This window comes from Kutzneria viridogrisea DSM 43870, from assembly GCF_000525635.1.
In the GTDB taxonomy this organism is placed as follows: Bacteria; Actinomycetota; Actinomycetes; order Mycobacteriales; family Pseudonocardiaceae; genus Kutzneria; species Kutzneria viridogrisea.
Genome location: NZ_CP007155.1, coordinates 3,576,388 through 3,594,575, shown reverse-complemented (window position 1 = coordinate 3,594,575; position 18,188 = coordinate 3,576,388). Strand labels below are relative to the sequence as shown.

Annotated in this window: 19 protein-coding genes; 9 read left to right on the top strand and 10 right to left on the bottom strand. The window is 71.1% G+C overall.

The genetic code is table 11. The features are described from left to right. Positions 1–106: 106 nt before the first annotated feature. On the top strand, positions 107–1,198 hold the full coding sequence (locus KALB_RS16165) for a cobalt-precorrin-5B (C(1))-methyltransferase (protein ID WP_025356752.1): 1,092 nt from the start codon (positions 107–109) through the stop codon (positions 1,196–1,198). A 21-nt stretch (positions 1,199–1,219) separates the two neighbouring features. Here the strand turns inward: KALB_RS16165 and KALB_RS16160 are convergent, their stop codons facing one another. The 5 genes from KALB_RS16160 to KALB_RS16140 form a co-directional block, all read right to left on the bottom strand. Then, the gene (locus tag KALB_RS16160; RefSeq protein ID WP_236650268.1) at positions 1,220–1,981 is read right to left on the bottom strand and encodes an MHYT domain-containing protein; all 762 of its coding nucleotides are present in this window, start codon (positions 1,979–1,981) and stop codon (positions 1,220–1,222) included. Continuing rightward, positions 1,978–2,568 carry a GTP-binding protein gene (locus tag KALB_RS16155; protein ID WP_025356750.1) on the bottom strand — a complete coding sequence of 197 codons (591 nt, stop codon included), beginning with the start codon at positions 2,566–2,568 and terminating at the stop codon, positions 1,978–1,980. Before KALB_RS16155 ends, KALB_RS16160 begins: the two co-directional genes overlap by 4 nt. A gap of 11 nt (positions 2,569–2,579) precedes the next feature. Then, complete coding sequence (locus KALB_RS16150) at positions 2,580–2,999, bottom strand: roadblock/LC7 domain-containing protein (RefSeq protein WP_025356749.1); 420 nt, start codon at positions 2,997–2,999, stop codon at positions 2,580–2,582. Then, a complete protein-coding gene (locus KALB_RS16145) occupies positions 2,996–5,524 on the bottom strand; it encodes a sensor histidine kinase (protein WP_025356748.1) in 2,529 nt (842 codons plus the stop codon). Before KALB_RS16145 ends, KALB_RS16150 begins: the two co-directional genes overlap by 4 nt. Before the next feature lie 306 nt (positions 5,525–5,830). After that, positions 5,831–6,595, bottom strand: a complete 765-nt coding sequence (locus tag KALB_RS16140) for a helical backbone metal receptor (protein ID WP_025356747.1) — start codon at positions 6,593–6,595, stop codon at positions 5,831–5,833. A 24-nt stretch (positions 6,596–6,619) separates the two neighbouring features. On the opposite strand from KALB_RS16140, the gene KALB_RS16135 reads away from it, so the two are divergent. After that, positions 6,620–7,360: a cobalt-precorrin-6A reductase gene (locus KALB_RS16135; protein ID WP_148309486.1), complete on the top strand. Its 741-nt coding sequence runs from the start codon at positions 6,620–6,622 to the stop codon at positions 7,358–7,360. On the opposite strand, the gene KALB_RS16130 is transcribed toward KALB_RS16135, so the two are convergent. Further along, positions 7,338–7,970, bottom strand: coding sequence for a TetR/AcrR family transcriptional regulator (locus KALB_RS16130; protein WP_025356745.1), 633 nt, complete (start codon positions 7,968–7,970; stop codon positions 7,338–7,340). The genes KALB_RS16135 and KALB_RS16130 overlap by 23 nt on opposite strands. Positions 7,971–8,074: 104 nt before the next feature. Between KALB_RS16130 and KALB_RS16125 the strand changes: the two genes are divergently transcribed. The 5 genes from KALB_RS16125 to KALB_RS43935 are packed head-to-tail and all read left to right on the top strand — an operon-like array spanning position 8,075 to position 12,840. Further along, a complete protein-coding gene (locus KALB_RS16125) occupies positions 8,075–8,791 on the top strand; it encodes an enoyl-CoA hydratase/isomerase family protein (RefSeq protein ID WP_236650267.1) in 717 nt (238 codons plus the stop codon). Beyond that, complete coding sequence (locus KALB_RS16120; protein WP_025356743.1) at positions 8,788–10,236, top strand: AMP-binding protein; 1,449 nt, start codon at positions 8,788–8,790, stop codon at positions 10,234–10,236. Before KALB_RS16125 ends, KALB_RS16120 begins: the two co-directional genes overlap by 4 nt. Next, entirely contained in the window at positions 10,233–10,661 is a 429-nt protein-coding gene (locus KALB_RS16115; protein WP_025356742.1) for an acyl-CoA thioesterase, read from the top strand. Before KALB_RS16120 ends, KALB_RS16115 begins: the two co-directional genes overlap by 4 nt. Next, positions 10,654–12,264 carry an amidohydrolase gene (locus KALB_RS16110; protein ID WP_025356741.1) on the top strand — a complete coding sequence of 537 codons (1,611 nt, stop codon included), beginning with the start codon at positions 10,654–10,656 and terminating at the stop codon, positions 12,262–12,264. The genes KALB_RS16115 and KALB_RS16110 overlap by 8 nt, the downstream gene beginning before the upstream one ends. Positions 12,265–12,267: 3 nt before the next feature. Continuing rightward, the gene (locus tag KALB_RS43935; RefSeq protein WP_025356740.1) at positions 12,268–12,840 is read left to right on the top strand and encodes a GNAT family N-acetyltransferase; all 573 of its coding nucleotides are present in this window, start codon (positions 12,268–12,270) and stop codon (positions 12,838–12,840) included. On the opposite strand, the gene KALB_RS16100 is transcribed toward KALB_RS43935, so the two are convergent. The 4 genes from KALB_RS16100 to KALB_RS16085 all read right to left on the bottom strand — a co-directional run bounded on the left by KALB_RS16100 (position 12,831) and on the right by KALB_RS16085 (position 16,713). Then, positions 12,831–13,067 (bottom strand): PLD nuclease N-terminal domain-containing protein, encoded by a 237-nt coding sequence (locus KALB_RS16100; RefSeq protein ID WP_051913092.1) that lies wholly within the window; start codon positions 13,065–13,067, stop codon positions 12,831–12,833. The two genes, KALB_RS43935 and KALB_RS16100, sit on opposite strands and share 10 nt — an antisense overlap. 103 nt (positions 13,068–13,170) lie before the next feature. Then, entirely contained in the window at positions 13,171–14,028 is an 858-nt protein-coding gene (locus KALB_RS16095; protein ID WP_025356738.1) for an HNH endonuclease signature motif containing protein, read from the bottom strand. Positions 14,029–15,248: 1,220 nt separating this feature from the next. Next, the gene (locus KALB_RS16090) at positions 15,249–15,608 is read right to left on the bottom strand and encodes a hypothetical protein (protein ID WP_025356737.1); all 360 of its coding nucleotides are present in this window, start codon (positions 15,606–15,608) and stop codon (positions 15,249–15,251) included. Continuing rightward, complete coding sequence (locus KALB_RS16085) at positions 15,556–16,713, bottom strand: AbrB family transcriptional regulator (protein WP_042220393.1); 1,158 nt, start codon at positions 16,711–16,713, stop codon at positions 15,556–15,558. Before KALB_RS16085 ends, KALB_RS16090 begins: the two co-directional genes overlap by 53 nt. Positions 16,714–17,023: 310 nt before the next feature. On the opposite strand from KALB_RS16085, the gene KALB_RS46530 reads away from it, so the two are divergent. Together KALB_RS46530 and KALB_RS16075 are read left to right on the top strand one after the other, a co-directional pair. Further along, positions 17,024–17,245 carry a hypothetical protein gene (locus KALB_RS46530; protein ID WP_148309485.1) on the top strand — a complete coding sequence of 74 codons (222 nt, stop codon included), beginning with the start codon at positions 17,024–17,026 and terminating at the stop codon, positions 17,243–17,245. Next, positions 17,245–18,114, top strand: coding sequence for an FAD:protein FMN transferase (locus KALB_RS16075; protein WP_025356734.1), 870 nt, complete (start codon positions 17,245–17,247; stop codon positions 18,112–18,114). Before KALB_RS46530 ends, KALB_RS16075 begins: the two co-directional genes overlap by 1 nt. Positions 18,115–18,188 lie beyond the last annotated feature (74 nt).

Below are 18,188 nucleotides of genomic sequence, written 5' to 3'. Positions count from 1 at the left end.
TCCTTCGGCTCCTGCTGCTGATCTTGCCGGAACCCGGCGGGCCGTGGGGCGTCAGTGAGCCGCCCATTCGGGGGAACGGGGTGTCGTGCGGGATGATGTGCGGGTCATGAGCAGGGACGCGACCGGGCTGCGGCGCGGCTGGACCACCGGGGCGTGCGCCACCGCCGCCACCAAGGCCGCCTACACGGCACTGCTGACCGGCTCGTTCCCCGACCCGGTCGGCATCGTGCTGCCCAAGGGCCACACCCCGGCCTTCGCGCTGGCCGTGGAGGAGCTCGGCGCGGACCACGCCACCGCGGGCGTGGTCAAGGACGCGGGCGACGACCCGGACGTCACGCACGGGGCGCTGATCCGGTCCACGGTGCGGCTGGGCGAGCCGGGGACCGGGGTGGTGTTCCGCGCCGGGCCGGGGGTGGGCACGGTGACCAAGCCGGGGCTGCCGCTCGCGGTCGGCGAGCCCGCGATCAACCCGGTGCCGCGGCAGCTGATGTGCGGGGTGGTGGCCGAGGTGGCCGCCGCCCACGGCGCCGCGGGCGACGTGGTCGTCGAGGTGTCGGTGGACGGCGGCGAGGAGATCGCCAGGCACACCTGGAACCCCCGGCTTGGCATCCTCGGCGGGCTGTCCATCCTGGGCACGACCGGGGTGGTGGTGCCCTACTCCTGCTCGGCCTGGATCGACAGCATCCGGCGCGGCATCGACGTGGCGCGCGCGGCCGGGCACCGGCACGTGGCGGGCTGCACCGGCAGCACCTCGGAGCGGGTGGTCACCGAGCTGTACGGGCTGCCCGAGGACGCGCTGCTGGACATGGGCGACTTCGTCGGGGCCATGCTCAAGCACCTGCGCGGCCACCCCGTGCCCGCGCTGAGCATCGCCGGCGGCATCGGCAAGCTGGCCAAGCTCGCCGACGGCCACCTGGACCTGCACTCCGGCCGCTCGCAGGTCAACCACGAGATGCTGGCCCAGGTGGTGCACGAGGCGGGCGGCACACCCGAACTGGTCACCGCCGTGCGGGCGGCCAACACCGCGCTCGGCGCGCTGACCCTGTGCCAGCGCGAGGGCCTGCCCCTGGGCGACCTCGTCGCGGCTCGCGCCAGGGACACCGCCCTCGGTGTGCTGCGCGGTGCCGACATCTCCGTGGAGGTGATCGTCATCGACCGCGCTGGCACGATCGTCGGCCGCCACGGCGAGTCCCGCTGACCCGCACGCGAATCCCGACCCTCAGCCGGTGGGTGCGCGCTCTGTCGCCAAAGGCTCGACCAGGCTGGTGAACAGCGCCCACAGCAGCCCGGCGATGATCAGGCCGCTGATCACGAAGACCGGGAACACCAGGTCGAACACGTCGGCACCGGTCGGCGCCGGCCCGGACGAGTCCACGGTCACCGCCACCCCCGCCATGCCGGTGTAGTGCATGCCGGTCACGGCCACGGCCAGCAACAGCCCCGACCCCGTCCTGGCCGCGGTCGACCGGACGCGCACGGTGCACCACAACGCCGCCGTCGCCGCGGCCACCGCGAGCACGACGGACACCGCCGCGAGCACCGGGTCGTAGGAGATCTCGCCCTGGAACTCGAGCGCGGCCATGCCGAGGTAGTGCATGAACGCGACCCCCACCCCGGCGATGACGCCCGCGAGGACCAGCCGCGGCACCCCGAACCGCCCGAACGTGATCATCGACAGTCCGATGCCGACGACCAGGACGGCGACCACCGCGGACAACGCGGTCAGCGGCACCGAGTACCGGACCGGGCTGTCGGTCACCGCGAACCCGAGCATCGCGATGAAGTGCATCAGCCAGATCGCCACGCCCCCGATGGCCAACGCGCCGAGCACCGTCCAGAGCACCTTCTTGCGCGGCGCCGGCTCCCGCCGGGCCCGGGACGCGCAGGACAGGCCCATCAGCGAACCGATGACCGAGGTGGCGTAGGCGACCGCGAGGGTCCACACGCCCATCGAGAAGTGCTGCATGTCGGTTTGGTTCACAGCGGCACCGATTCCTCGCTGGTGGTCTCGGCCCTGCGCTGCATCGCGTGCTGGACCAGTTCGACGAGTGCCTCACGCGCGGAGGCTCGGTCACGGGCGTCGCAGTCGACCACGGGTACCGACTGCGGGATGCGTAGCGCCTCGCGCACCTGGTCGTGGCTGTGCAGGCGTTTCCCGTCGAAGTGGTTGACCGCGATCACGAACGGCAGCCCGAGCCGTTCGAAGTAGTCGACGGCGGCGAAGCAGTCCCGCAGCCGCCTGGTGTCGACGAGCACGACCGCGCCGATCGCCCCGCGTGTGAGGTCGTTCCACATGAACCAGAACCTGTTCTGGCCAGGGGTCCCGAACAGGTAGAGCACCAGCGAGTCGTCCACGGTGATGCGGCCGAAGTCCATCGCCACGGTGGTGGTGTGCTTGTCCGGGGTCCCGGACAGGTCGTCGATCACCGCGCTCCGCTCGGTCATCACGGCCTCCGTCCGCAGCGGGGCCACCTCGGAGACGGTGCCGACGAAGGTCGTCTTGCCCACCCCGAAGCCACCGGCGATCACGATCTTGGCCGAGCCCATCGGCACCGGGCCACCGGTCATCTGTCCCTGGCTCACAGCACCGACTTCAGGCTGGCTCTGAGCTCGGGGGTCAGCAGCTTGCCGACCTTGCCCTGCAACGCGGCCATCTCGTAGGCCAGCACGCCGATATCGCTGTCAGGCGATGCGAGCACCGCGAGGCAGGAGCCCTCGCTGACCGTCATCAGCAGCAACAGACCCCGGCGCATCTCCACCACCGTCTGGTCCACCTCACCCCCCTCGAAGATCGTCGCCGCGCCCTTGGTCAGGCTCTGCAACCCCGACACGACGGCGGCCAACTGCTCGGCCCGATCCCGCGGGATCGAGTCCGAGGCGCTGAGCAGCAAGCCGTCACTGGACACCACCACGGTGTGCGCCGCTCCCGGGGTTTTCCTGGTGAACGAGGTGATGAGCCAGTCGAACTCGTCGGCCTTGGCCAGATCGGTCGATGTCACGAACCGTTCCTCCTGCTTGCGTTGTCCTGCGACGGGTGCTCGCCCCGCACACGTCTCATCCCCGATTGGTAGCTGGCCATCCGCCGCTTGAGCTCGGCGCCGTTGGGTGGCGGTGGCTGCGGCCGGTCCTCGTCCTCGGCGGCTCGCACGCTGCCCCGCACCAGCAGCGCGCCGCGAACCCGGCGCGGCAGCCCGGCCGCGGTGAACCCGTCGGCCACCGGGTCGTCCAGGCGGTCGCCCGCGTGCCAGATCTCGTCCATCGCCGGGGACCAGCCCGCGTCCTCGGCGCTCGCGCCCTGCGGCGGTTCGCGGAACCAGGCGGGAAAGATCCTGTCGAAGATCGGCGTGAGTTCAGCGGGCTCCTCGCGCGGCCAGAGCGGTTCGGGCGCCGTGGCGCTGGGCTCCTCGGGTTCCGGGCGACTGGGTGGCGCGGACTCCGGCGCCGGTTCGACCAGCGTCTGGGCCGGTGCGGTCGTGCCCCCGAGGCGCCAGCTCGCGCGCGGCGCGTCGGGCGGTCGTTGCGGCAGCTCCACCTTGTCCTCGGCGGCGGCCGCCTCCACCTGGTACCGCTTGCGGGCCGTCACGGCGGAGGCGCCGGTCAGGGCCCGCTGCGGCGACACGGCCGGTGGCGTGGACTCCGCGGGCCGCAGCACGTCACCGGGCAGCGTGACGTCGGCGATGATGCCCGAGCCGATGTTGTTGCGCAGTCGCACGGTGATGCCCCTGCGCGCGGCGAGCCTGCTCACCACGAACAGCCCCATCTTCTGCGACACGGCCGCCTCGATCGGCGCCGAGGTCGCCAGTTGCCGGTTCAGCTCCTCCAACTCGGCGGTGGACAGGCCCACTCCCTCGTCCGCAACGGCGATGCGCAGGTCGCCGCGGCGGTACTGGGTGCACACCACGGTGACCTGGGTCTGGGGCGGGGAGAACGTCGTGGCGTTGTCCAGCAGTTCGGCGAGCAGGTGAACGGCGTCGCTGACGGCGTCGCCCACCAGGACGAGTTCGGGCGCCGGTTTGAGCACGATCCGGGTGTACTGCTCGATCTCGGACACCGCGGCCTGCAACATCCCGGTGAGCGGGACCGGTCGGCGGGTGGACCTGCGCAGCGAGGCACCGGCCAGCACCAACAGGTTCTCGCTGTTGCGCCGCATCCGCGTCGCCAGGTGGTCCAGCTTGAACAGCCTGTCGAGCTGGTCGGGATCCAGCTCCTCGGCCTCCATGTCCTCGATCATCCGGAGCTGGTTGTCCACCAGTGACTGGGTGCGCCGGGACAGGCTCACGAAGATCTCGTTGACGCTGTGCCGCAACGCCGCCTGCTCGGCGGCCAGCCGCACCGCGGAGGTGTGCACCTCGTCGAAGGCGCGGGCCAGCTGGCCGATCTCCTCGGTGGTCGACACCTCGACCTGGGCGGGCAGGACCTGCGCCGAGACCTCGGGCGAGCGCGCGAAGTTCTCGATGACCTCCGGCAGCTCCCGCTTGGCCACGTCCAGCGCACGCCGCCGCAATATCCACAATGGACGGAGCAGGGTGGTGGCGAAGTACAGCGCCAGCACGAGACCGAGCAGCAGGGCGCCGATGACCAGCGCCGCGTCCTGCAACGAGCTGGCCTTCGAGGAGGTGCTGAGCTGGCTCACCGCCTGGCTGAGCGAGCCGGACAGCGCCGTCTCGAAGCGGGCCAACTGGTCGGCGACGGGCTGCGAGGCCTGTTGCCAGGCAACGATCTGCGCGGCGGGCCGGACCGCGGGCTGGTCCGGCGCGAGGATCTGGTCCGCGGCCTGCTCGCGCCGGTCGAGGGCCTTGCCCTCGACCGCGGCGCCGAACTCCTGCCCATCGGACAGGGTGGCGCGCAGGTCGGACAGTGCGTCGTCGAGGCGGGCCTCGGCCACGCGCAGCACGGCGAGAGCCTCGGCGGACAGCGCGCCGTTCGCCGTGGTGCCAGCCAGAACCGCCTGCTGGGACTGGATCTGCTCGATCGCCCGGCCGACGTCGACGAGCGCGCCCGCGGTGCGCCGCAGGTCCCCGTCGTCGGCCTGGCCCTCGATCGCCACCGCGAGCGCGAGCAGCGGGCTGATGATCGTGGAGTAGCTGCCGAACACGGTGAGCCGGCTGGTCGCGGGCCGGTCCGAGGCCGTTCGCGCCGAGGGCAGGTCGCGCAGTTGTGCCTGCGCCTGGGCGATCCGCGCGTCCTGGGCGGTGAGATCGGGGTGGCCGGCGAGCTCGGCGTTGAACGCCGCCACCGCCGCGTCGACCTGCTTGCGCTGCTCGGCGAGCCCGGCACCGCCGTTGCCGAGCGACAGATCCCGTTCGCGTTGCAGGCCGTGCGCCACGAGGACGGCCCGGTTCATGGCGGCCGCCTCGTCCTGCAACATCGCGGTCTGGCGGGCGAGCACGAGCTCCGCGTACACCCGGTCGGCGCCGAACACGACCGCGGCCAGCGCGGGGATCAGCAGCACCATCGCCAGCTTGGTGCGCAGCGGCCAGCCTTCGACCCGCCGCATCCGCAGCCAGGCAGCCCGGTTGGCCACTCTGTCATGACGTCCACTCGTGGTGGTCAGCCTGCTCACTCCTTGACGGGTGACAACGTTCCCTCTCGCGCAGCAGGTCCTTGACACGACCGTGGCAGCGAGCACCCCCGAGCGGCATTTCTAACCTAGCGTCACCAAATCCACTACCGATCCTCGTGACACACCACACTTATAGGTGACACTCCCGGCTGAACGTGTAACGAAAATCCTCGCCCTGGCCACCCGAACGGCACTGACCAACGGCAAACCCGATGTGACGCTGGGTAGCCGTCAGCGCGGTGTCAATCCGGCCTTCGTGGCACCGGCTCAGAAGGCCAACCGCAACTGCTCGCGCAGCCGCGGCACGGCCTCGGCCAGCGAGGGCCCGTACCAGGTGAGCAGCCGCCCGCTGACCAGCCGGACCTGCTGACCGGGGAAGGCCTCCGGCCCGTCCTCGGCGCCGAACACGTAGGGCTCGTCGGGCAGCACCACCAGGTCGGCGCCGGTGATCTCGGCGAGGTCCAGCTTCGGGTACCGGTCGGCGTGCTCGCCGAACACGTTGCGCACGCCCACCCTGGCGAGCAGGTCGGTGGCGAAGTTGCGGCTGCCCACGACCATCCACGGGTCACGCCACACGCAGACCACCCCGCTGGCCACCGGCTCGGGCACCGGCCCGCCGAGCTGCCCGCGGGCCCGCACCAGCCAGTCCGGTTCGGGCCTGCCCAGGGCCGCGGTGAACAGGCGGGTCAGCGACCGCAGGGCGCTGGGCACGTCCTCGACCAGGGTGACCCACACCGGGACCCCCGCGGCGGTGAGCCGCTCCACGTCGAGCTTGCGGTTCTCCTCCTTGTTGGTCACGACCAGATCCGGCGCCAGCTCGGCGATCCGCCGCACGTCGGGGTTCTTGGTGCCCCGCAGGCGTTCCACGTCCAGGTCGGCGGGGTGCGTGCACCAGTCGGTCGCGCCGACGAGCAGTCCGGGCGCGCTGTGCGCGATGGCCTCGGTCAGCGACGGGACCAGTGACACGACGCGGGTCACGCGCTCGGGCAGGACCAGTTCGCGGTCGAGGTCGTCACGTTCGATGCGGGGCACCGGCCCAGGCTATCGTCAGCCACCGTGAGGTCCACGGTGCTCGTGCTGGGCGGTACCGCCGAGGGCAGGCGGCTGGCCGACACCCTGGCCGCCCGCCCCGAACTGCGCGTGGTGTCGGCACTGGCGGGCCGGGTGAGCCAGCCGCGACTGCCCGCCGGCGAGGTGCGGATCGGCGGCTTCGACGGCCCGGACGGGCTCGCGGCCTGGCTGCGGGCCGAACGGGTGAGCGCCGTCGTGGACGCCACACACCCGTTCGCGGCCCGCATCACCGCCTCCGCCGTGCGCGCCGCGCGGGCCGTGGGCGTGCCGCTGCTGGTGCTGCACCGGCCCGGTTGGCGCGAGGTGGCCGGGGATCGCTGGCACTGGGCCGGTTCGCTGTCGGAGGCGGCCGAGCTCGTGCCGCCACTGGGCCGACGGGTGCTGCTGACGACGGGTCGCCAGGACCTGGGGCAGTTCGCGCAGGTGCGCGACGTGTGGTTCCTGGTGAGGTCCATCGAGCCGCCGACCGGGCCGTTGCCCGCGCGGCACGAGGTGCTGCTCGACCGAGGTCCGTTCACTGTGGACGGTGAGTGTGAGCTGTTGCGGCGCAACGGGATCGACCTGATCGTCAGCAAGGACAGCGGCGGGGATGACGCCAAGCTGGTGGCAGCGCGGCAACTCGGCGTCCCGGTTTTGCTCGTGCGCAGGCCCGCGCTGCCCACCGCCCATGTCGTGTCCACAGTGGAGGAAGCGGCCGACTGGGTCAGTCTGTCCACATCAGAGTGATCAGGTCCCGGCAGCGCCGCACCACGTCCACCCCGACCGGGACCGCGACCCCCAACAGCGCCAGGGCCATCTCGGTGTGCCGCAGGGCCAGTTCCTCCAGGGTCAGCGGGCCGTCCGGGGTGTACCAGTGCGCGACCCCGTTGCACATCTCCAGCAGCGCGAGCCGGGCCACCCTGGGGTGCGCGGGGCGGAACAGGCCGCTGCGGCAGCCCTCGTCGATCGCCTCCTGCCAGAGCAACTCGTACTCGTCCCGCAGCGCCACGATCTCGGCGGCGTGCTCGGTGGACAGCGAGCGCATCTCCCAGTCCACGACCCGGGTCTGCTCCGGCCGCACGGCGTGGGTCAGCACGTGCAGCTGCACCAGCGCACTGAGCCGCTCCTCGGTGCCCTGCGCGGGCTTGACCGCCGCCCTGGCCAGCTCCAGCAGCCGCAGCAGGCCGTCACGCATGATCGCCGCGAGCAGGTCCTCCTTGGTGCCCATGTAGTGGTACAGCGTGGCCGAGGACACCCCGGCCGCCTCGGCCAGCTCGCGGATGCCGCTGCCGTGGAAGCCGCGCTCCGCCCACAACCGGATCGCCGCCGCGCGGATCCGGGCCTCGGTGTCCGCCACGGCACCTCCCCCTCTGCGAAGCAACGACCCTATCGCCCCTTGACGAGCGGCTCGCACCGATCCTAGCGTGTCGATCGATCGATCGATCGGAACTGGGAGGCGCTGTGGCTGTCGAGTACGAGCTCCGGGACGGGGTGGCCCTGATCCACCTCAACCGGCCGCACCGGCTCAACGCCGTGGTGCCGGAGCTGACCGAGGGGCTGGTCGGCGCGCTGGAGCGGGCCACGGCCGAGTCCGCGCGGGTGGCGGTGCTGGCCGGGCGCGGGCGCGCGTTCTGCTCCGGGCACGACCTCAAGGAGCAACTGCCCGCACAGGACGTGTCGGGGCTGCACCGGCGGGTGGACCGGATCCAGGACGTCACCCGGCGCGTCCGCGCGTTCCCCGGCCCGGTGATCGCCGCCGTGCACGGCTACGCGCTGGGCGCGGGCTGCGAGTTCGCCCTGGGCTGCGACCTGGTCGTGGCCGCCGAGGACACCCAGTTCGGCTTTCCCGAGGTCGCCGTGGGCCTGAGTGTCACCGGGGGCATCTCCCGGCTGCTGCCGCTGCTGGTCGGCCCGATGCGCGCCAAGGAGTTGCTGCTGCTGGGCGAGCGGCTCGGCGCCGCGGAGGCGGCCCGGTTCGGGCTGGTCAACCGGGTCACGCCCGCCGAGGGGCACGAGCAGCTCGCCTGGGAACTGGCCTGCCAGCTGCGGGAGCGCCCCAGGGCCGCGCTGGCACTGGCCAAGCAGGCGCTGGACCGCGGGCTGGACCGCACGCTGGAGGAGTCCATGGCGGCCGAGGTGGACCACGCCGTGCTGACCTGCTTCACGGGGGAGTCGTGACCACCGACCTGGTCAGCATCCTGGACAGCGCCGCCGAGCGCTGGCCCGAGCGCGTGGCCTGGACCTTCGACCCCGGTGAGCGGCTGACCTTCGGCGAGGTCGGCACGCGGACCCTGCGCTACGCCAACGCCTTGCGCGAGCGCGGGGTGCGGCCCGGCGACCGGGTGGCCGTGATGCTGCGCAACACCGCCGAGTTCCCGCTCACCTGGCTGGCGCTGGCCCGGCTCGGCGCGGTCATGGTGCCGCTGAACGTGAAGTACCGCAGCGCCGACGCCGAGCACGTACTGCGCGAGTCCGAGGCCGCCGCGATCGTGACCACGCCGGAGTTCGACGAGTTGCTGGCCGGGATCGGGCCGCGCGTGCTGCACGTGGCCGACCTGGAGTCCGGCCTGCCGGAAACACTGGACCACAAGGCCCGGCCCACCGACACCGTCAACATCCAGTTCACCTCGGGAACCACCGGCCGCCCCAAGGGATGCGTGCTGTCACACCGGTACTGGACCGTGCTCGGCGGCAGCATGGTCGAGGAGTTCCCGCGCCTGACCGGGTCCGACGTACTGCTGACGGCCCAACCGTTCCACTACATCGATCCACAGTGGAACGTCGTGGCCGGGCTGCTGGCCGGTGCCGAACTCGTGGTGCTGGACGGCTTCCACCCAGCCAGCTTCTGGGCGAAGGTCCGCGAGCACCGGGTGACCTACTTCTACTGCCTGGGCGCCATGCCCACCCTGTTGCTGCGCATGCCACCCGACGAACTGGACCGCGCGCACTCGGTGCGGGCCGTGCAGTGCTCGGCGATCCCGCCCAAGCTGCACGCCGAGCTGGAGCAGCGCTGGGGTGTCGGCTGGTACGAGGCGTTCGGCATGACCGAGACCGGTGGGGACCTGCGCGTCACCGAACTCGACCACGACGAACTGGTCGGCACCGGCTGCCTCGGCGGGCCGACCCGCAACCGCGAGGTGCGCATCGTGGACGGGGAGATCCTGCTGCGCGGTCCCGGCATGATGACCGGCTACCTCAACCACGAGGCGGTGTTCCGCGAGGGCTGGTTCCACACCGGGGACCTGGGCCGCATGGACGAGCGGGGCCGCGTCTACCACACCGGGCGGCTCAAGGACATGATCCGGCGTTCCGGGGAGAACATCGCCGCCCGCGAGGTCGAGGAGGTGCTGCTGACCCACCCCGAGGTGCGGTTGGCGGCCGTGGTCGGCGTGGCCGACGAGCTGCGCGGCGAGGAGGTCAAGGCATACCTGGTCAGCGAGGCCGATCCGACCGAGCTGGCCGAGTTCTGCCTGCAACGCCTCGCCTCGTTCAAGGTCCCCCGGTACTGGCAGCGGCACGAGGACCTGCCGCGTACCGCCTCGCAGCGCGTGGCCAAGGCGGAACTGGCCGCACTGCACGGCCCGGTGTTCGACCGCACCACAGGACAGTGGAGCGCCACGTGAGTTTCTCCTGGCACAGCGAGGTTTTCTTCGACGAGCTGGATCTGAACGGCAACCTGCACAACGCGCGCTACGCCGTGCACGTGGAGCGAGCGCAGTCGGCGTTGTTCGAGCAGCTGGGCAAGTCGTGGCGGTCCTTCGCCGACCGGGACGCCGACCTGCACTACGCCGTGCGTGAACTGCACGTCGAGTTCCTGGCCGCGATGACCGCGCCGGGTCCGATGCGCGTGGAGCTGGTCGGCCAGCGCATCGGCACCACCAGTGCCGTCTACGGGTTCACCTGTGCTGATCCCAAAGCGGGCACTGTGTTCGCCCGTGGCTACCGGGCAATCGTCAAGGTGGACCGGGAAACCGGCCGACCCGCGCCGTGGAGTGACTGGTACCGCGAGGTTTTCGCGTCGTTGAGCGAGGGGGACGAGCGTGTTTGACCTGAAGCTGGTCAACGCCAACGTGGTGACCGTGGACGGCAGGCGCCCGCGTGCCCGTTCGGTGGCGATCTCGGGCAACCGGATCGCCGCACTGGACGCGGACGGCCCCGCGCACCGGGTGATCGACCTGGACGGCGCCACCGTCACACCTGGCTTCCACGACGCGCACAACCACATGGCCTGGTACGGACTCACACTGTCCGAAGTGGACCTGCGCTCCCCCGGCATCGGTTCGCTGGAACAGCTCTACCGCGCCATCGCCGACCGGTCCGGCGGCCCTGGCTGGGTCCTCGGCAGCGGCTACGACCAGAACAAGATCGGCGGCCACCCCGACCGCGACGCCCTGGACCGGGCCGCCCCCGGCCAGCGCGTCTGGCTCAAGCACACCAGCGGCCACATGTGCGTGGTCAACTCCCTTGTGCTGCAAGACCTCGGCATGGCCGACCGCGCCGTGGACGTGCCCGGCGGGCTCGTCGTGACCGACGCCGCGGGCCGCCCCACCGGTCTGCTCCAGGAACAGGCCCAGCAGCTGGTCAACGAGCTCGTGCTGCCCTACCCCGTCAGCACGCTCGTGGACGCCATCGACCTGGCCGGGCAGCAGTACCTGCGTGAGGGCATCACCAGCTGCGTGGAGGCCGGTATCGGTGGCGGCTGGATCGGCAAGAGCCCCGTGGAGCTGGCCGCCTACCAGTCCGCCCGCGAACAGCGCAGGCTGCGCGTGCGGGTCGAGCTGATGATCGCCGCCGACGCACTGCACCCGCTGGCCGCTCACGCCGAGGATGACATCACCCTCGGCCTGGACCTCGGCTTGCGCACCGGGTTCGGCGACGACTGGCTGCGGATCGGCCCCGTGAAGGTGTTCTCCGACGGCTCGCTGATCGGGCACACCGCCGCCATGTGCCACGACTTCGCCGACTCCCCCGGCGAACGCGGTTACCTTCAGGACGACGCCGACCGCTTGCGCGCCACCATTCTCGCCGCGCACCGCTCCGGCTGGCGCGTGGCCACCCACGCCATCGGCGACGCCGCCATCGACCTCGTGCTCGAGGCCTACGCCGAGGCCCTGGACCGGTTCCCGCGCTACAACCACCGGCACCGTATCGAGCACTTCGGCGTGTCCCGGCCCGACCAGGTCGCCCGTGCCGCCGAACTCGGCGTGATCCCCGTGCCGCAGGGCCGGTTCGCCCACGAGATCGGCGACGGCATGCTGCGCGCCCTCGGCCCCGAGCGCGTGCCCTGGGCGTACCGGCAACGGTCCCTGCTCGACGCGGGCATCATCGTGCCCGGCAGTTCCGACCGCCCCGTGGTGCACGGCGCCCCGCTGCTCGGCATGCACGACATGGTCAACCAGCTCACCTCGGCCGGTCGCCCGTTCAACCCCACCGAGGCCGTCAGCGCCGCCGAAGCCCTGCGTGCCTTCACCTACGGCTCCGCGTACGCCTCCGGCGAGGAGGACCGCAAGGGCACCGTCACGCCCGGCAAGCTCGCCGACCTCACCGTGCTGTCCGAGGACCCCACCGCTGTCGATCCCGGGCGGATCCGCGACATCCAGGTGCTCGCCACCTTCGTCGACGGCCGCCGTGCCTTCGGACTGGACGGGTAGGCCGTGCTCTCCCCCATCACCCCCGACCAGCACGACCGTGTCCGCCGCTGCTACGAGGAGGGCTTCGCCGCCCACCTGCGTGCCCCGTTCGCCGATCTCCTCGACCCCGCCGACGGCCAGCAGGCCCTCGTGCTCGCCGAGCGGGAACGCCCGCTCGGCCTCGCCGTCGTGCGTCCGCTCGGCGACACCGGCTGGACCTTCCTGCGCTACTTCGTCGTCGACTCCCAGGTCCGCAACCGCGGCCTCGGCTCACGGCTGTGGACCGCCCTCACCCGGCACCTCGACTCCACCATGCTGATCTTCGACGTCGAGGACCCCCAGGAACCCCACTGCTCGCCCCAGGAGAAGGAGATCCGCCTGCGCCGCATCGCCTTCTACGAACGCAACGGGGCCCTGCTGCTGCCCGTCACCGGCTACCGCACCCCGCACGGCGATACCTGGGGCCCCATGCAGCTCATGGCCGCACCCCTCGACCCCACCCTGCCCTGGACCGTGTCCCAGGTCGTGCTCGCCGTCTACCAGCACCGCTGGGGCCTGTCCCCCGACCACCCCACCGTGCTCGGCACTCAGTACTGACGCGCCGCCGCCGGGTCCCTCCTGCCCACCGTGAACCACAAGATGCTGCCCAGGAACGGCGCGCAGAACGCGAACACCAGCCACACCGCCTTCATGCCCGTCTCCAGCCCCGAGCGCAGCACGCCGACCAGTGCCCCCACGAACAGCAGGACGTATCCCAGCACCGCCAGTGCGGCCACCCCCATGACACCCCAGGCCATCCACTGCTGCTGATCCGCGAGCATCATGTCACTCCGTCCCTTCAGGCTTGCTGTCACCCAAGCCTGAGCCACCGTGCCCTCGGCGCGCGTCATCCCCGACGCTCGAACCCGGCCTACCGAAAGTCAGGGGTCACCCCGCTCTTCGCCTGACGAAGGCCGGTGCCGTGAACTCCGGCCGCCCGTTGACCATTCGCACCGTCCAGCCGCTGTGGTGGATCAGCCTGTGGTGCATTCCGCAGAGCAGCACCAGGTTGGCCAGCGCCGTGTCTCCTCCGTTCGCCCAGTGGACGATGTGGTGTGCGTGGCAGGTGCTGGGCCTTCGCCTGCACCCCGGGAACGCACAATGCCTGTCCCGGACGATGAGTGCTCGTCGGAGGTGGGGTGGCACGGTGTAGCTGATCCGCCCGATGTCGAGTGGTTCTGAGTTGCTGCCCAGTACTACTGGGAGGACCTTCGCGTCGCAGGCCAATCGGCGGACCGCCGATGGGGCCAGTTCGGTGGTTCCGAGCCCGTTCTGGAGTGTTGTTAGCGGGATGGTCACTGCGATGTGGGGGCGTTCTCCGCCTTCCGTCGGGGTGGTGCTGGTCTCCAGCAGTTCCGCGAACGCGTCCCCTTGCCGTTCGCTGAGGCTGCGTGTGTCGTGGGCGTTGTGTGGTTTGGCCAGCGGGCTGAGGACAGCTCCCAGCAGGGCGCCGGTCTCCGCGTCCAGGCACCCGGTGAATCGTACTGATCCGTCCCGCCGTGTGTCGTAGCGGAACTCTCGTCGGGGATGGGCGAGTTCGTCCTCGCTCGGTAGCGCCCCGTCGGGGTCCAGCCGGTTGACGATCTCCCGGCCCAGCGGCACCAGGCTGGAGGCGTCCAGTTGCTGGGCCGCTGCTGCCAGGACCTCCACCGCGTGTCCGCGCTCGGTCTGATCCACGTGTGGCGGCAGTTCTCTCAGTACCCGGTTGATCACCGACAACTGCTCCGGCTCCAACGCCACCCCCACCGGAACCCCCGCATGCGCAATCCGCTGCCTAGCTTCCTTCCTACTCACACAGAGCACGCCGCGCAGCAATTCACTCAGGCTCGGATACCCCACCCGCTCCGCCACACCCCGCGCACCCGCCTCCGCGACCAACCCCAACACCCGCGCATAGGCTCGCCGCAGAACCACTTCCGCGTCCTGCAACTCACCCAATAGCTCCGCATCACCCAACTGCCACAACCCTGCGGCAGGCTGAGTCTCCACGAATGCTGTCATACCAATCATTCTACTCCACCATTCGCACCAAAACCGTTGCACACCAATGCCTACCCATGTGGGTGACCACACCCAAAACCCAACCCGAGCCAGTCAACGAGACCCGCCCACCGGAGCCCGAGACTCACCCACCCCAACCCTGGACTCGCGCTCCCCGCAACGGGACTCATCCTCCCCACAACGGGACTCGCGCTCCGGTCAGCGGGACTCGCACTCCTCAGAGCGGGACTCGCGCTCCGGTCAGCGGGACACGCCGCACCCCAACCGCCAACACACCACCCCGCAACCACCAACACATCGCACCGGAACGCCGAACACGCTGCACCGCGACGTCCGACACACCGCACCAGAACGCCGAACACGCGGCACGGGAAAGTCCGACACACCGCCCCGCAACGCCGAACACGCGGTACGGGAACGTCCGACACGCGGTACCGCAATGCCCAACACACCGCACTGGAACGCCCAACACGCGGCACCGCCACGCCCGACACACCACCCCGCAAGCGCCGACACGCGCCGCAACCCCCACGTGCCACCCCACCAACCACCGCACGCCCCTCACCAACCCGGGGTTGGTTTTGTGCGGGTAGCGGCGGCCTTACGCTCGTCGGCGAATCGGGGCATCCTTCCATGCCCCGGAAACCCCGATCACAGGCCGCCGCGAGGGACCCGCACCAAACCAACCCACGTCACCAGCCCGGCAACCCCCCGCACACCACCCACCAACGCCCCTCCCCCACAACGGGACTCACCCCTCACCGGAACTCGCGCCCCCACACCGGATCTCACCCAACCCAGAACGGTACTCGCGCCCCTCAGCCCGGGACTCGCGCTCTGGAGACCGGGACTCACCCACCCGAGAACGGGACTCGCCCCCTCCAAACGGAACACGCCCCCAACCCCCAACACACCACCCCGCCACGCCCCCCAACACACGCCGACCCGCACTCCACACCCTCACCTCACACCTTCGCCAGGTGTGAGAAGTTCACCGCCTCACAGCTCGGGTAGACCAGTCCGTCCTCGTCCGCGTCGTGTCCGACCACCGTCCCGTCGTCGTACACCAGCCAGGCCACGACCTCGCGCTTCTCCACGCAGCCGTCGTCCATCCGGTACGACACGGTCCAGCCGTTGCCGGGCAGGGCCGTCACGACTCGGGCGCGCCGCACGTACCCGGCGAACCCGGTGAGCGAGTCGGCCCGCACGACACGCGCGCCGTCGACCACGTAGCCGACGAGTTCCTCGCCGACGGACGTCCACTGCACGACGTCAAGCCGCCGACCGGACTGGAGCTGAGCCTGCCAGTGCTGCTGCGGGTCCACGGGGTTCCTCCTGGGGGCGTGGGGAGATGCGGGCGGCCGCCCAGCGGATGGCGGGCGGGACGAGCAGCACGACGACGAACAGGCGCAGGCCCTGTGTGGTGGAGATCAGCGGCACCTGCGCGTCGAGCGAGGCGGCGGTGGCGAGCACGGCGTTGATGCCGCCGGGGGTCGTGGCCAGGTACAGGTCGGCGAAGGGCATGGCCAGCGCCAGGGACATCAGGGCGGCGAGTCCGGCGCAGGCCAGGCAGACCAGCGTGGTGGCGGCCAGCACGTGGTGGAAGCTGCGCCCGATGCGCCGGATCACGGCGGGCGTGAAGCGCAGGCCCACCTCCAGCCCGACGGCGACGAACGCCATGTCCTGCAACAGCCCGATCGGGGTGAAGCCCTGCACGGCGCCGGTGAACTGGGCGATGGCGGCCAGCAGCATCGGGCCGAGCAGTGTGGGCGCGGGCAGGCCGACGCGTTTGCCCGCGCCGACGCCGAGCACGCACAGGCCGAGCAGTGCGAGCAGGCCGCCGTCGAGGCGTTGCGCGGACACGAGGTCCAGTGACGGCAGCAGCGGGCTGCCGCTGGTGCCGCCCGAGGTGGTGATCATCGTCATGATCAGCGGGGCGGTCAGCGCGACCAGAGCGACCCTCAGGTACTGCATGAAGGCGACGAGCCTGCCGTCCGCGTCGAGGTCCTCGGCGCAGGCGATGATCGCGGCCGATCCGCCGGGCACCAGGCCAAGCACGGCATCGGCCCTGGGCAATCCGGCCCACCTGGACAGCAGCAGTGCGACGCCCACGCAGATCGCGACGGTCAGCACGGTGACCAGCACCAACGGGATGATCAGGTCGGCGACGGCGGACATGGCGGCCGGGTCGAGGTAGCTGCCCATCAGGGCGCCGACCACGGCTTGGGCGGCCCGGTTCGCGGGCACGGGGAGCTGGCGGCGGACCAGGCCGGTCAGCGCGGCGACCGCGCCGATCAGCAGGGGCACCAGCAGGTGGGCGGCGGGTACGCCGACCACCCTGGCGAAGTGGCCGAGTGCGCAGCACCCGAGCAGCAGGGCGGTCCAGCCCGCCACTGGTAGGGCGCGCTGGGACAGCGAGAGCAGTTTCATCGAAACGAGCACCCCAGAATCGGCGACGGATTTTCTGTCCCGACGTCATTGTCGACGGCTACGTTCATGGGCCGACATTAAAAGAACATTAAAGCGCAGTTGCCGCAGCGTAATGATCACGCACCCCCGAGGTTAGCCCTGACAAAATCCCAGGTCAAGAACTAGTCATGTGCGAGCAGTCACAGGCTGGACACTGTGAGCAACCTCATCGGGCGACTACCGCAACAGGGGGATGGCCAACCAGAGCACTCATAGCGGGCACAAAAGCGGCGCACAGGTTGTGCACAGGAAACGCCTCGACGGTGAATGCATGAGCGGACGCGAACGAGGGCTGAGCACCGTCACAGTGGTCACCGCCGCACTGGTCGCGGCGGGGATCGCGGGTACCGCCGCGGTCGCCGTGGCGGTGGCCTCGCCGAGCAGCGGCACGACAACCCAGGACAACCAACAGAGCAGCGGCACCGACACCTGGTCCGGCGGGCAACTGGACAGCGGCGGCGGCCAGCCGCACGCGCGCACGGGCGGCTCGTGATGACCGCCAGCGTGCAGTGGCCGGTGTGGAGCGCCACGGCGCGGCTCCTCGTCACCGAGCCCGCGGCACTGCCCGAGGCCCGCGTCCTCACCGAGCGACTGCTGGCCGCGATCGACTTGGCGTGCAGCAGGTTCCGGCCCGACTCGGAGCTGGCGCGCCACCCCGCCGGGGCACCCGCGCCGGTCAGCCCGCTGCTGGCCGAACTGGTCCGCACCGCGCTCAGCGCCGCCGAGGCCAGCGACGGGGCCGTGGACCCGACGGTCGGTGGGGCGATGGCCGCGCTGGGCTACGACCGCGACATCGCCGAGATCCGCGTGGACGACCGGGATCTGCCGGTGACAGTCGTACCGGGCTGGCAGCACGTCATGCTGACCGGTACCACGCTGACGATCCCGCACGGCATCACCCTGGACCTCGGCGCCACCGCCAAGGCGTACGCGGCGCACCGCTGCGCCACCGACATCGCGGTGAAGCTGCGCACCGGGGTCCTGGTCAACCTCGGCGGGGACATCGCCACGGCCGGACCGGCACCGCACGGCGGCTGGCAGATCCTCGTGCAGGACAAGGAAAACGACGAACCCTGCACGATCTCCCTGCCCGCGGGCGCAGCCATCACCACGTCAAGCACCGTGCGCCGCACCTGGCGCCGGGGCGGGCGGCTGCTGCACCACGTGCTGGACCCGGCGACCGGCCTGCCCGCAGCACGGACCTGGCGCAGTGTCAGCGTTGTCGCCGATCGATGCGTGGACGCCAACACCCTGTCCACGGCAACCCTGGTGCGCGGCCCGGCAATGGTGCGCGCACACGGGGTTCCGGCCCGGCTGGTCGCGGCCAACGGGTCGATCAGCACCCTGGGAGGCTGGCCGTGACGACGGATGCGTTGTGGTACTTGGGACGTGGCAGCGGCGTGGTCGCGCTGGCACTGGTGACGATCTCGGTCGCA

What these genes read in the sequence shown, in the direction of transcription:
- KALB_RS16165 (WP_025356752.1), top strand. Translation starts at nt 107, where the DNA reads ATGAGCAGGGACGCGACCGGGCTGCGGCGCGGCTGGACCACCGGGGCG.
- KALB_RS16155 (WP_025356750.1), bottom strand. Translation starts at nt 2,568, where the DNA reads ATGACCGGTGGCCCGGTGCCGATGGGCTCGGCCAAGATCGTGATCGCC.
- KALB_RS16100 (WP_051913092.1), bottom strand. Translation starts at nt 13,067, where the DNA reads ATGATGCTCGCGGATCAGCAGCAGTGGATGGCCTGGGGTGTCATGGGG.
- KALB_RS16085 (WP_042220393.1), bottom strand. Translation starts at nt 16,713, where the DNA reads ATGAAACTGCTCTCGCTGTCCCAGCGCGCCCTACCAGTGGCGGGCTGG.
- KALB_RS46530 (WP_148309485.1), top strand. Translation starts at nt 17,024, where the DNA reads ATGAGCGGACGCGAACGAGGGCTGAGCACCGTCACAGTGGTCACCGCC.
- KALB_RS16075 (WP_025356734.1), top strand. Translation starts at nt 17,245, where the DNA reads ATGACCGCCAGCGTGCAGTGGCCGGTGTGGAGCGCCACGGCGCGGCTC.